The organism is Buttiauxella sp. BIGb0471 (assembly GCF_024807715.1).
In the GTDB taxonomy this organism is placed as follows: Bacteria; Pseudomonadota; Gammaproteobacteria; order Enterobacterales; family Enterobacteriaceae; genus Buttiauxella; species Buttiauxella agrestis.
The window spans coordinates 1-12784 of sequence record NZ_JANUEU010000005.1; the positions used below are offsets into that span (position 1 = coordinate 1).

A 12784-nucleotide genomic window follows, 5' to 3' on the forward strand; every position below is an offset into this window, starting at 1 on the left:
TGACCCCATGCCGAACTCAGAAGTGAAACGCCGTAGCGCCGATGGTAGTGTGGGGTCTCCCCATGCGAGAGTAGGGAACTGCCAGGCTCCAAATTCAAAGCAGTAAAAGCCAGAATGTGACACCTGGTGGTAGTAAGAAAGAAATTCAGTGGAGCGGTAGTTCAGTCGGTTAGAATACCTGCCTGTCACGCAGGGGGTCGCGGGTTCGAGTCCCGTCCGTTCCGCCACTTATTTAAGCCCTGAGTCTTTTAGACTCAGGGCTTTTTTATGCATAAAATTTAGCATATCTCTGTATTATTGTGTTTAACGCAAATATCTTCTGCATTTACCTGACTTTTTTAGCAAAGTTATCCGCTGCATAATCCTCGTATAACAAACATATATCCCCAACGAGGTAAAAAATGACAATTCCTGCATTTGGTTTAGGTACATTTCGTTTGAAAGACGATGTTGTGATCGCATCAGTAAAAACAGCGCTTGAATTAGGTTATCGCGCGGTCGATACAGCACAAATTTATGAGAATGAAGCTGCTGTAGGGCAGGCTATTGAAGAAAGTGGTGTTGCACGTAGTGAGCTTTTTATCACCACTAAAATCTGGATTGAGAATCTAAGCAAAGAAAAATTAATCCCAAGCCTGAAAGAAAGTCTGCGCAAATTGCGTACAGATTATGTCGATTTGACTCTAATTCACTGGCCATCATCCAATGATGCTGTGCCAGTTGCAGAGTTTATGCAGGCGTTACTTGAAGCGAAAAAAGAAGGACTAACGCGCAATATTGGTGTTTCTAACTTCACTATCGACCTGATGCAGCAGGCAATTGATGCGGTGGGGGCTGAAAATATAGCGACCAACCAAATTGAGCTTTCACCGTATTTGCACAACCGCAAAGTCGTTGATTGGGCACATGAACATAATATCCATATCACCTCATATATGACTCTTGCCTATGGTAAGGCACTGAAAGATGAAGTCATTGGACGAATTGCACAGAAATATAATGCAACTCCGGCTCAGGTTATTTTGGCATGGGCAAGGAAGTTGGGTTATGCGGTTATTCCTTCTTCAACAAAACGTGAGAATCTGCAAAGTAATTTACGATCGCAGACTCTTATGCTCGATGAGGAAGATATGATGGCCATTACAGAACTGGACTGTAACGATCGACTGGTTAGCCCGGAAGGTCTGGCTCCACTCTGGGATTAATCTTCCATTACAGCCCCTGCGGGGGCTGTTGCACATGCTCACTTAGAAAATCAATAAATGCTCTAATCCGGCTACTGACAGCGCGATCGCTGTAATACACCGCACTGAATGGCATTTCTACGGGCAGCAGTCTGTCTGCAAGTAATTCCACAAACTTCCCTTCAGCTATTTCTTTATTAATCATGTAGTCAGACAGGCATGCAATACCATTCCCGGTCAGGCAAAGCTGCTTGAGTGTTTCACCGCTATTGGATGTTATTCCCGGTGTGATGTCATACCGTAATCCATCAGCTTGGGCGACCGGCCATTTGTTCAAACTTTCTGTTTCAGAGAAACCCAGGCAGATATGATCCTGAAGTTCCTCTGCACTTCGCGGTATTCCGTTTTGTGCTAAATATTCAGGAGAGGCAATAATTTTACGCTGGCTAGTGAAAAGAGGTCTGGCCCGAAGTGTTGAATCCGTCAACGTTCCTGCGCGAATGGCAACATCGACTTTACGTTCAATCAGGTTAATAAATGTCTCTGAGGAAATAAGCGAAAGTGTTATCTCCGGATAGCGTTCACGGAAAGGTTTAATGAGCGGCATCAAGAGGTGGAGCATCACAGGGGTCGCGGCATCAATGCGCAGTAAACCTCGAGGCCTTTGTCGTGTTTCCATTAGTTCATTTTCAGCCGCTGCCATCTCTTGCAAGATCTGTTGTACGCGGCGGAAATAACGCTCACCTTCTTCTGTAAGGCTCAGCTGGCGCGTTGTGCGATTTAGAAGTGTTACCCCTAGCTTCATCTCTAATTTTTTCACCGAGCGGCTCACAGCTGAATTAGCCAGTTCGAGCTGTATCGCTGCACGACTAAAACTTCCGCTTTCCACAACGGCGACAAAGATCGTCAGTTCTTCAGAGGTGGCCTTCATTATTGCTCCTGAGACAAAATTGTATTGAGATTTTGCATATTTTTGTTATTTAACCATCACGCCATACTGCGTGTCATCAAAAGACACGCAGTATGGAGTAAATTATGCCTCTGGCACTATGGGCGCTGACTATCAGTGCATTTGCAATCGGTACTACAGAATTTGTCATTGTTGGGCTGGTACCAACAATCGCTGACCAACTTTCAATTTCATTACCTTCTGCTGGATTGTTAGTCTCTATTTACGCGTTGGGCGTCGCTGTGGGCGCTCCTGTTTTAACGGCATTAACCGGGAGATTGCCTCGTAAGCAATTACTGATTGGTCTGATGGCATTATTTACCGCGGGTAATCTGTTAGCCTGGCTTTCGCCAAACTATGAAACCCTCGTTATTGCTCGTCTTCTGACAGGACTTGCGCATGGCGTGTTTTTCTCAATTGGCTCAACCATCGCAACCAGTCTGGTCCCTAAAGAAAAAGCGGCATCTGCCATTGCGATTATGTTTGGTGGTTTAACCGTGGCATTGGTTACTGGCGTACCCCTCGGGACGTTCATTGGCCAGCATTTTGGTTGGCGCGAAACGTTCCTTGCCGTTTCGGCTATTGGTGTTATTGCCTTAATAAGCAGCACGATTCTGATTCCAAAGAATATTCCAACCCGCGCTGTCGCCAGTTTAAAAGATCAACTGAAAGTGATGACTCACCCACGCTTGTTGATTATTTATGCGATCACGGCGTTAGGTTACGGTGGCGTGTTTACGGCATTTACCTTCCTGGCTCCGATGATGCAGGATCTTGCAGGTTATTCGCCAGCAGCAGTGAGCTGGATTTTATTAGGCTATGGTGTGTCCGTAGCAATAGGGAATATCTGGGGCGGGAAACTTGCTGACCGTCATGGTGCTGTGCCTGCCTTGAAATTCATTTTTGCAGCACTTGCCGCATTACTCCTGGTATTCCAGTTTACGGCTAGTTCACATATTGGTGCCTTAGTGACGGTGTTAATCATGGGGATTTTCGCTTTCGGCAATGTACCTGGTTTGCAGGTGTATGTTGTGCAGAAGGCTGAGCTTTACACGCCAAATGCGGTAGATGTTGCTTCTGGTCTGAATATCGCGGCTTTTAACGTTGGGATCGCATTAGGTTCTGTTATTGGCGGTCAAACGGTTCAAAGCTTTGGTTTGGCGCAAACGCCCTGGATTGGCGCGGTGATTGTTGTTGGTGCATTACTTTTAATTACGTTCAGTGGCCGACTTGATTCCCGCCGAGAAATTGCTGTCGGGTAACTCATTTAAACAAGATCGTTAGCAATTGCTTACGGTCTTGTTCATCAATGGTTTGAATTGGTCGTTGAAACTCTGCACTAAAGTCCCTATAACTGAAAGACAGCCTTCGATATGGAGGCTTCTTTGGTTACAGAGGTCATTAGTAAAAAAGTGCGCAAAAATACTTATGCCATGAGATATGTTGCCGGTCAGCCAGCAGAACGCATTCTGCCTCCTGGCTCCTTTGCAACTATTGGTCAGGCATTGCCACCCGGGGAACCTTTGCCGAGCGAGGCTTCCTTAAAAGTATTGGTATGGAATATCTTCAAGCAGCAACGAGCTGAGTGGCTTTCGGTGCTGCAAAATTTTGGTAAAGATGCTCACCTCGTCTTGTTGCAGGAAGCGCAAGCCACTCCTGAACTGGTAAAATTTGCGACCAGTAATTATCTGGCCGCAGATCAGGTTCCGGCGTTTGTATTGCCTCAACACCCCTCTGGCGTGATGACGTTGTCTGCCGCACATCCTGTCTACTGTTGCCCACTGCGCGAACGTGAACCGATTCTACGTTTGTCTAAATCCGCGTTAGTAACAGTTTACCCGCTGCCTGATGGCCGTTTATTAATGGTCGTGAATATTCATGCCGTGAATTTCAGCCTGGGTGTGGATGTTTACAGTAAGCAACTTGGGCCAATTGGTGATCAAATTGGCCATCATAATGGGCCGATTATTATGGCAGGCGATTTTAATGCCTGGAGTCGCCCTCGCATGAATGCACTCTACCGCTTTGCTCGCGAGATGACTCTGCGTGAGGTGCGCTTTACTGACGATCATCGCCGTCGGGCTTTTGGTCGCCCTCTCGATTTCGTGTTTTATCGTGGATTAAATGTTACGGAAGCCTCTGTTCTGGTTACCCGCGCGTCTGACCACAACCCTCTACTAGTCGAATTCCGTCCCGGCAAACCTGATTGAAGTAAGGTTAGTCAGGTCTGCCACTGGGCAGACCTGTGTGCTGCCCTTACTTATAATCAACTGCAAGGACAATACAATGACAACACAAACTCACCATGACAAAGTCAGCCAACAATTTAGCTCTCAGGCAGGGGCGTATCTGAGTAGCGCTGTACACGCTTCAGGAAGAGACCTGGAGCGCTTGAACGCGCGTCTGGCCGATTTTCCTGAGGCCCAACTGCTTGATATGGGATGTGGGGCAGGGCATGCGAGTTTTATTGCCGCGTCACAGGTGAAAGATGTTGTTGCTTACGATCTCTCCGAACAAATGCTGTCGGTGGTCAGTGAGGCAGCTAAAACTCGTAATATCTCCAATATAAAGACGCAGCAGGGTTATGCGGAAGCTTTACCATTTGCGGATGAATCATTTGATGTTGTGATCAGCCGCTATTCAGCTCATCACTGGCACGACGTTGGCAAAGCGTTACGGGAAGTAAGGCGCGTATTGAAACCTGGCGGCGTGGTGGTGTTTATGGATGTTATGTCACCTGGCCATCCTGTTCTGGATATCTGGTTACAAACTGTTGAAGCATTGCGGGATACTTCGCATGTTCATAACTATTCCAGCGGAGAGTTACTGGGCATGTTTAACGAGGCAGGTTTAGTGACGCAAAACTTATTGTGCGACCGATTGGTTCTGGAATTTTCAAGTTGGATTGCACGTATGCGAACACCTACGGTAATGGCTGATGCTATCCGTGCTTATCAACGAAGCGCATCAGACGAAGTACAACGCTATTTTGATCTGCAGGCTGATGGGACGTTTACCAGCGACATTGTGATGGTCGAAGCTAGGAAAGTCTGACATTGCGAAGCAGGAATAAAAAAGGCACCTAAATAGGTGCCTTTTCTTCGAATAAACAATCATGTATCAGGTGTAGAGTTGTTGCTTACAAACAGCGTCAACTGATCGCCAGGTTTCAGATTGTCCGTATCATCGTTCCAGCGTAGAACATCTTTGATATTCACACCGTGACGTTTAGCGATACTCGACAACGAATCACCCTTGCGCACCTTATACGTGATGCTATCGTTCTTAGCTAAGCTCTGAGCGCCATTTTTGACACTGAGTGTTTGGCCAACTTTGATATGCGCGCCACGTATGCCGTTCCAACTTTGCAAATCTTTTGAGCTAACGCCTAAGCGTGAAGCGATGCTCGACAGGGTATCACCCGAGCGAACACGATAAGATTTGCTGCCACCTGCGCTGATACGGTTATCCGCGACAAGCGTTGGCTGCACTGCTGCAATTTCACCGGAAGCCAAAGAGGCTTTCAGCTTGTCGGCATGCTTTTTAGGCACCATCACATAACGCTGATTTTTGCCAACAGTCGAGGTTTTAACCCCAGCGTTGAACGTTTTAAGCGTACTTAATGGTATTCCCGCCATTTCAGCCACTTGTGTCAGTTCCACCGGATCGCTCACTTCAACTCGCGCTAAAGCACGACTTTCGTCAGTCGTCGGCAGGCGTACACCGTATTTTTGGCTGTTCTTGAGTATATCGCTCAAAGCCAGCATTTTTGGTACGTAAATCTTGGTTTCCCGTGGCAGTGAAAGCGACCAAAAATCCGTAGGTAAGCCACGAGCTTTATTCGCTTTCATTGCCTTCAGTACACGACCTTCGCCGCTGTTGTACGCCGCCACGGTTAACAACCAGTCGCCGTCAAACATCTTATTCAGACGCTGCATCATATCGAGTGCGGCAGTGGTAGAAGCCACTACATCACGACGTGCATCGTATGCTTTGGTCTGTTTTAAACCATAATTTCGACCCGTACTCGGTACAATCTGCCAGATGCCAGCGGCATTCGCAGAAGAGGTAGCGTGGGGGTCAAAAGCGCTCTCCACTATGGGTAGTAGTACTAGTTCCATTGGCATGTTGCGTTTCTTAACTTGCCCGGCAATCCAGTACATATACGGCTCTGCCCGTAATGTTACATCGTGGAGATAGCTCTTATTCTTCAGGTACTTCTGTTTCTGTTCGCGGATCCGGGTATTCTCCGGTATCCCCATCTTTAGCTCGTCGCCAATGAAGTTCCACAAGTTTTGATTATCTGCGAGGTATGTCCCATCGTCCATCCATCGCTTACCTGTGTACTTTCCTGCTTCACCTTGACCAGCTGCAGACAGACTCTGTGCGTGCTGTTGGATGTTGCCGTCATGCTTCGACGCCTGGCACCCCACTAGCAGGACAGAGGCGAGTAATATCGCTTTTGCCTTCATGTGTGTGTCAATAGTTGCTTAAAAGACGAGCAAGAATACCTTCCACTTCCAAACAACACAACCAGAAAATTCAGAATGTATCTTTCTTTGTCCGTAACCATGCAAAAATCTGGTGTGGTTGTTGCAAGTTTGTTTCTTCTTTTATTTTGTCTTTTAAATCAATATCATGTGTTCTAAGGAATAAATTTATTTTGCGTTCATTTTCTAAAGAACTGGGTAGCGTTGATTGGTTTTTTGCACGTAACTCCTTAACTTTTCGACAGTATCGGTTTAACTCATCATCGCTGGGAAGGATCGATAAGGAAAACTTAATGTTCGAAAGTGTGTACTCGTGGGCACAACAAATTAACGTTTCAGCGGGGAGTTTGTTAAGCTTTTGAAAAGAATCAAACATATTTCTCGCTGTGCCTTCAAAAAGCCTGCCGCAACCACCAGAAAATAGAGTGTCGCCGCAAAATAGATAAGGTGCGCAGTAGAAACAGATATGTCCTAAAGTGTGACCGGGAGTGGCAATAACACTAAATTCATACTTTAAAATATTGACCTTATCACCCTCTCTGACTACCCGGTTCGTTCCCTTATCTTGTGTCTCTTCAGGGCCATATACCACAAGGTCTGGATACTTTTTCACAAGTTCTTTTACGCCGCCAACGTGATCGTTGTGATGGTGAGTCAGTAAAATTGCCTCTGGTGTCCATTGGTTGGTTTCAAGCGCTTTAAGCACTGGTTCAGCTTCACCAGGATCGACGATGATACATTTACCCTGTTCGTCGTTCAGAACCCAGATGTAGTTATCCTGGAATGCAGAAATACTGTTAAGATTCATAATTCAACCTCTCTGAATTGCGTTAAGAAGGTAGTGATGAAACCGGCAAGGATACCTGATAATTTCATTTCACCGCATCATTGGGGAGAGCTGCCCTGGGGCGAATATTACCGCGAAGCTCTGGAAGTCCAACTCCAGCCCTGGCTTGCTAAGATGTTCGGTTTTCATCTTCTGAAGATTGGTAACTTAAGCACAGAAATTAACACCGAAGCATGCGCTATTTCACACCAGGTGAATGTCGCACTACAAGGCGAGCGGCTTCAGGTTAATGCCGATCCGCTGTATTTACCCTTTGCTGCTAAATCGGTCGATGCCTGTATGTTGGCTCATACATTACCCTGGAGCCAGGATCCGCACGGATTACTCCGAGAAGTGGATCGAGTATTGATTGATGACGGTTGGCTAATTTTAAGCAGTTTTAACCCGGTGAGTTTGCTCGGCTTGGGTAAAATTGTTCCGTTTTTACGCAAACGCACGCCGTATCATTGCCGAATGTTCACACCAATGAGGATGTTTGACTGGTTAGCGTTACTGAATTTTGAAGTGATGCACCAACGCAGTTTCCAGGTTTTACCCTGGAGTAAACAAGGTGGGAAGATGCTCAGCACCCACCTTCCTGCGTTGGGATGTATGCATGTCATTGTGGCACGTAAGCGCACATTACCGCTGACGCTCAATCCAATGAAAAGTCGGAAAGCGAAAACACAAATTCGATCAGCGGTCGGGGCAACAAGGCAGTTTCGGGAGACAACTAAAGCTTCGTCTCTGGTTGATAACCCACGTCCTCAAGAGTTGGATTAGAAGCCGCTTCACGCGCAAGTTCATCGCAACGTTCGTTCTCGGGGTGACCGGCATGGCCTTTCACCCACTCCCAACTGATTTTATGCTCGCTTAATGCGGCATCCAGTCGTTTCCACAAATCGACATTCTTTACTGGTTTTTTATCGGCGGTTTTCCAGCCACGTTTTTTCCAGTTATGAATCCATTGGGTAATGCCCTGACGAACATATTGGCTATCAGTGCTAAGCACCACGTCGCAAGGTTCGACTAACGCTTCAAGTGCGACGATCGCAGCCATCATTTCCATGCGATTATTTGTCGTTAAACGAAAGCCAACGCTGAAAATTTTTTCGTGTTGCTTGTACCGTAAAATGGCGCCATAACCGCCCGGGCCTGGATTACCGAGGCAAGAGCCATCGGTGAAAATTTCTACCTGTTTGCGCATCTCTGGTAGACTTCCTGTGATTAAAAAACCAAGTCTGACATAAACGAGCGACATGAGCACACCAATTACACGACAGATAGTCCTGGATACTGAAACCACCGGTATGAACCAAATCGGTGCTCACTACGAAGGGCATCGCATTATTGAAATCGGTGCGGTTGAAGTGATTAACCGCCGGCTGACGGGTAATAACTTCCACGTTTACCTGAAGCCTGACAGGCTGGTGGACCCGGAAGCCTTTGGCGTTCACGGAATTGCCGATGAGTTTCTGGCAGACAAACCCACGTTTGATCAGGTTGCTGATTCGTTCATGGATTATATTCGCGGCGCGGAGCTGGTTATCCATAATGCGTCGTTTGATATTGGGTTTATGGACTATGAGTTCGGGAAGCTTAAACGCGATATCCCGAAAACCAATACCTTCTGCAAAGTTACCGATAGTCTGGCACTTGCTCGTAAAATGTTCCCGGGCAAGCGTAATAGCCTTGATGCACTTTGCAATCGTTATGAAATAGACAACAGCAAACGAACACTACACGGCGCATTGCTCGATGCCCAGATTTTGGCTGACGTCTATTTGATGATGACGGGCGGCCAAACCTCTTTGAAGTTTGCCATGGAAGGGGACGTTCAGCAGCGTACCGGAGATAGCGGTATACAGCGTGTTGTGCGTCATGATTCAGGTATACGTATCATTCGAGCCAGTGATGTGGAACTGGAAGCGCATGAATCGCGGCTTGATCTTGTGGAAAAGAAAGGTGGAAGTTGCCTGTGGCGGATGTAAAAACAGGATTGATGGATTAAAAATCACCAGTTGGGTTAAATTACCGGCAACTGATTAGATTTTTTAGAAAAAACGTTGACGCTTACAGGCCCAGTACGTAATATCTGCCTCGTTCCCGACGGGGAACAAAACGCGGAGCGGTAGTTCAGTCGGTTAGAATACCTGCCTGTCACGCAGGGGGTCGCGGGTTCGAGTCCCGTCCGTTCCGCCACAATCAGAAAGCCTGAATCAGAAATGATTCAGGCTTTCGTCGTTTCTGTATGTTTGTTTTTCACCTTCCTGCATTTAGTTTTTCTTAAGATCGTGCTTTCTCTTCATGCCCAACATCTTAAATATATTTAATTATTATAATTAGCGATCATTCATTTCCCTAGGTTATTTTAGAGTGATTTTTATTTTTAATATTCTATTTATTCGCATGTTATTAATGATATTTCCTTATATTTTAATGTAGATCACGAATGTGTATTGAATGAAAAATTATCATCCACGTTAAACTAACACATTAAGGACGATATCATGAAGGATGAACTTAGGCAGACTAATACCGCTGCAGGTTATTTAGGTGATTATTTAAGAAGGGAAGTTCCTATAAATCAACTGATACCTCAGCATGAATATATTTTGGACACATTGAATTTAGAAGCTGAACTCCAGAAAAATACAAAGCATATTATGTTGTTGACACTTTCCGAAGCTGATGCTGCGTTAAATCAGCTCCTTAATTTGGTCGATCCTGTAGCGACTTATGCAGGGAATATTAAAGATATGGTTGGTGGCATCAAAAATATTCATAAATTAACATCATACTATAATGATGCTAATAAACTAATTTTTAACCTAAAAGGATTGGGTATTAAAGCCTCTGTATATAAAGAAAAAGGTTTTCAATATGTAAAAATCACCGGATATGCAGGTATTCGTCGTATCCTAAAAGGTACGCGGTATGCAATAAACAACCCACAGGTACTAGAGCTAGGCATTGGTAACGCGGGAAAGAATGGAGCCATTATCAGTGGTGCTCGGTTCTGTATCTGGTTTTCATTGGCATACAGGACTATTGATTTGATATTTAAAGACGATTACAAAGTTGTAGATTTTATTGGTGACATTACTATGGATGTAGCGAAGATAATTCTGACTGTTTTTATTACAAAAATTATGATGATGGTTGGATCTGGTGTTGCAGCAACTGGTGTTATAACAATACCAATTTCTGGAGGGATTTTTTTGGTAGTTTTAATGGGTTTTATTATAACCTTTGCAATAGATTATCTTGATAAAAAATATCAATTATCAGATAAGTTGAAAAATGCTATTAAACAAGGTATTCAGGAAAGAAATAGAGTTGAAGAGTGGAATTTGAAAAAACTGTCCCCGACGTTAAATTCCCTGCGAGAGGGGTTCTAGATATGGATATAAGATTAAAGAGGTTATTAATCATTATAGCTGTTTCTATTAGTTTGCCTATAGTCACAATTTTTATTGCTAGGTTATGCTTAGCTGATGTTATGAGTTTATTATCTCACGGAGATTTCTTTTACCTTAACTGGAGAGTGTTTCCTATACTATCCTCTTTGCCATTTATTGTTTACATGGAAGTTGTGTTTATTAGTGGTTTTTTTACAAGAGATCACATAGCACATCCAGGTATTACGAAACATATGACAACAATGACTTTCGTTAGCTGTGTACTTTTCTTCTCTTCGGTATTAATTGGACCGGCTCTAAATATTGGTCTGGCTTTTTCCTCTTGGCATTCATGTCCGGTTGATGGCGGGTTTTCAGGTGTTTATTATGTAAAGGATAAAAGTAAATGCGCTACATTAACCAGCGCGGTACCCTGGGGGGATGGTAAGTAAAAGCTCCATAATAATGTATGGAGCTTAATTGACTCGAGCTAAAGAACTCGATCATTCCAAAGGCTATATGCACTAGTTCCTGCAGGTACATTCTCCCAGGTTATAGTTTCATAAGAAAGTGAAATAGCCTCCTGAGGTTGTTCTTTGTTGTCTAATAGGTTGTTAGGGAGCACAAGATGGTAATCCGTTATCCTGGCCTTTGTTAATTTTATTTTTAGGTAAAGTTCATTAATACCAAATCTGTTGATCCGATAAGTATCAAAGTCACAGTTTAATATTTCGTTTTCAGAAATTGCTTTGCCTAAAAGCGGTGTTGATTTATCAACGGGTTTAGTAATGATAACGGGGTGATGAACTGCATTTTCTACTCTAGTAATGGAGTGTGAAAATCCATAAACCATAATCTGATCCAAATGTGCAATTTGAGCTTTATTTCCAATTGAATCTAGCGAACAGCAGCCTGCGGACATCAGTCCTTGCTGTAATCCAGTCAGTGTCAGATAGATTAAATTTGCCATGGTAGTTTTCCCTTACTGGTGTTTATTATCGACAGGCAATGTATACCCGTCATATTTCAAGATGCACATGCGTTGACTGCGCTCGTGCGCCCCAGGAACATAGTTATCTATGTTCCTGGGGACTTACAGCCTTGTCGCCTTTGGGCAGTTCGAATTATTTAGGGTGTAGGTTCATTTTCTGCATTGAAATTGCGAACTAACAGGTAACGACTCGACAAGGCACTTATTCGTTCATCGATCTGCTTTTCTAGTATTTGTGTGCCCAGGTGTTGTCTCTTCGCATCCTCTAATTGGGTGATTAATACCTCCAGTGGTGTTCCCTGCTTCAATAAAGTCTCAACCTGATAAGCCACTGTTTTGAGATACGAAAGAGTCATACCTTCTTTATTTTTTTCACGTTCCACGAGTAGGGCTGCAAATGCATGTATATCCTGTTGTGCCTGCATATAGCTCCTTAGTGATGGGCTATTCTCAGCACGCGATTTAAGGGTTGCTTGCCATTTCGCACTGGCTAACTGTTGTTGAGTGCTTTCTGACCAGGTAACTTGTGCGGTACGTCTGAGGAGTTCACCGGTTTCGAGGGGTTGTAGCGGTGAGGCAGCAAGTAACTGGTCCAGTCGGTCGGTATAATCTTCCAGATCAGGTGAGGCAAGCCATAATGTTGCGCTGCCTTGTGGGGTGTCATTCACCTGAGTTATCTGTTGCTGCATAGGAAGCACATTCCACCACCATATACCGGCCGCAATAATCGCACTACAGATGGCACCTGATAGAAAACCGCGCAAAGTTAATGGTGGACAGGGGCGGGGGGGATTTTCTGATCCTGGAAAATGCACTTCAATTTTCGGTGACTGAGGGTTTGAATCTGTCATTGGCGGTGTGTAATTCATCGCATCCGTAAAGTCCGACTGCGCGGGCATATAAACTAATGTCGGTGATGAGTACGCTGGTGTAGAAAGTGCAA

General features: G+C 44.8%; 14 protein-coding genes, 2 tRNA genes, 1 rRNA gene and 1 pseudogene. 11 read left to right on the top strand and 7 right to left on the bottom strand.

The genetic code is table 11. The features are described from left to right. The 3 genes from rrf to dkgB all read left to right on the top strand — a co-directional run. A 5S ribosomal RNA gene (rrf, locus tag M2371_RS15885) occupies positions 1-87 on the top strand; the annotation flags it as partial. A gap of 63 nt (positions 88-150) precedes the next feature. Beyond that, positions 151-227, top strand: a tRNA-Asp gene (locus M2371_RS15890). A 174-nt stretch (positions 228-401) separates the two neighbouring features. Then, complete coding sequence (gene dkgB, locus M2371_RS15895; protein WP_259268142.1) at positions 402-1205, top strand: 2,5-didehydrogluconate reductase DkgB; 804 nt, start codon at positions 402-404, stop codon at positions 1203-1205. Here the strand turns inward: dkgB and yafC are convergent. Further along, positions 1202-2115 (bottom strand): annotated as a pseudogene (gene yafC, locus M2371_RS15900) (DNA-binding transcriptional regulator YafC). The gene dkgB and the pseudogene yafC overlap by 4 nt on opposite strands. 104 nt (positions 2116-2219) lie before the next feature. Here yafC and M2371_RS15905 point away from each other — a divergent pair. The 3 genes from M2371_RS15905 (at position 2220) to M2371_RS15915 (ending at position 5187) form a co-directional block, all read left to right on the top strand. Further along, entirely contained in the window at positions 2220-3395 is a 1176-nt protein-coding gene (locus M2371_RS15905) for an MFS transporter (protein ID WP_259268143.1), read from the top strand. A 150-nt stretch (positions 3396-3545) separates the two neighbouring features. Continuing rightward, positions 3546-4343 (top strand): endonuclease/exonuclease/phosphatase family protein, encoded by a 798-nt coding sequence (locus M2371_RS15910; RefSeq protein WP_034493561.1) that lies wholly within the window; start codon positions 3546-3548, stop codon positions 4341-4343. Positions 4344-4419: 76 nt separating this feature from the next. Then, on the top strand, positions 4420-5187 hold the full coding sequence (locus M2371_RS15915; protein WP_172895478.1) for a class I SAM-dependent methyltransferase: 768 nt from the start codon (positions 4420-4422) through the stop codon (positions 5185-5187). Positions 5188-5246: 59 nt separating this feature from the next. On the opposite strand, the gene mltD is transcribed toward M2371_RS15915, so the two are convergent. Together mltD and gloB are read right to left on the bottom strand one after the other, a co-directional pair. Continuing rightward, positions 5247-6605 (bottom strand): murein transglycosylase D, encoded by a 1359-nt coding sequence (gene mltD / locus M2371_RS15920; RefSeq protein WP_259268144.1) that lies wholly within the window; start codon positions 6603-6605, stop codon positions 5247-5249. Between the two features lie 70 nt (positions 6606-6675). Beyond that, complete coding sequence (gloB, locus tag M2371_RS15925; protein ID WP_259268145.1) at positions 6676-7431, bottom strand: hydroxyacylglutathione hydrolase; 756 nt, start codon at positions 7429-7431, stop codon at positions 6676-6678. A gap of 36 nt (positions 7432-7467) precedes the next feature. On the opposite strand from gloB, the gene M2371_RS15930 reads away from it, so the two are divergent. Continuing rightward, positions 7468-8232 carry a methyltransferase domain-containing protein gene (locus tag M2371_RS15930; RefSeq protein ID WP_172895475.1) on the top strand — a complete coding sequence of 255 codons (765 nt, stop codon included), beginning with the start codon at positions 7468-7470 and terminating at the stop codon, positions 8230-8232. Here the strand turns inward: M2371_RS15930 and rnhA are convergent. Further along, positions 8183-8755: a ribonuclease HI gene (gene rnhA / locus M2371_RS15935; protein ID WP_167333327.1), complete on the bottom strand. Its 573-nt coding sequence runs from the start codon at positions 8753-8755 to the stop codon at positions 8183-8185. The two genes, M2371_RS15930 and rnhA, sit on opposite strands and share 50 nt — an antisense overlap. Between rnhA and dnaQ the strand changes: the two genes are divergently transcribed. The 4 genes from dnaQ (at position 8709) to M2371_RS15955 (ending at position 11302) form a co-directional block, all read left to right on the top strand. Then, entirely contained in the window at positions 8709-9440 is a 732-nt protein-coding gene (dnaQ, locus tag M2371_RS15940; protein WP_172895474.1) for a DNA polymerase III subunit epsilon, read from the top strand. The genes rnhA and dnaQ overlap by 47 nt on opposite strands. Before the next feature lie 134 nt (positions 9441-9574). After that, positions 9575-9651, top strand: a tRNA-Asp gene (locus tag M2371_RS15945). A 308-nt stretch (positions 9652-9959) separates the two neighbouring features. Next, entirely contained in the window at positions 9960-10850 is an 891-nt protein-coding gene (locus tag M2371_RS15950; protein WP_259268146.1) for a hypothetical protein, read from the top strand. Between the two features lie 2 nt (positions 10851-10852). Then, entirely contained in the window at positions 10853-11302 is a 450-nt protein-coding gene (locus M2371_RS15955; protein ID WP_259268147.1) for a hypothetical protein, read from the top strand. A gap of 38 nt (positions 11303-11340) precedes the next feature. Here the strand turns inward: M2371_RS15955 and M2371_RS15960 are convergent, their stop codons facing one another. The 3 genes from M2371_RS15960 to M2371_RS21645 form a co-directional block, all read right to left on the bottom strand. Further along, on the bottom strand, positions 11341-11820 hold the full coding sequence (locus M2371_RS15960; protein WP_259268148.1) for an Hcp family type VI secretion system effector: 480 nt from the start codon (positions 11818-11820) through the stop codon (positions 11341-11343). A gap of 158 nt (positions 11821-11978) precedes the next feature. Then, entirely contained in the window at positions 11979-12530 is a 552-nt protein-coding gene (locus tag M2371_RS21640) for a VasL domain-containing protein (RefSeq protein WP_404979404.1), read from the bottom strand. Positions 12531-12607: 77 nt separating this feature from the next. Continuing rightward, positions 12608-12661 (bottom strand): hypothetical protein, encoded by a 54-nt coding sequence (locus M2371_RS21645; protein WP_404979405.1) that lies wholly within the window; start codon positions 12659-12661, stop codon positions 12608-12610. Between the last annotated feature and the right edge of the window lie 123 nt (positions 12662-12784).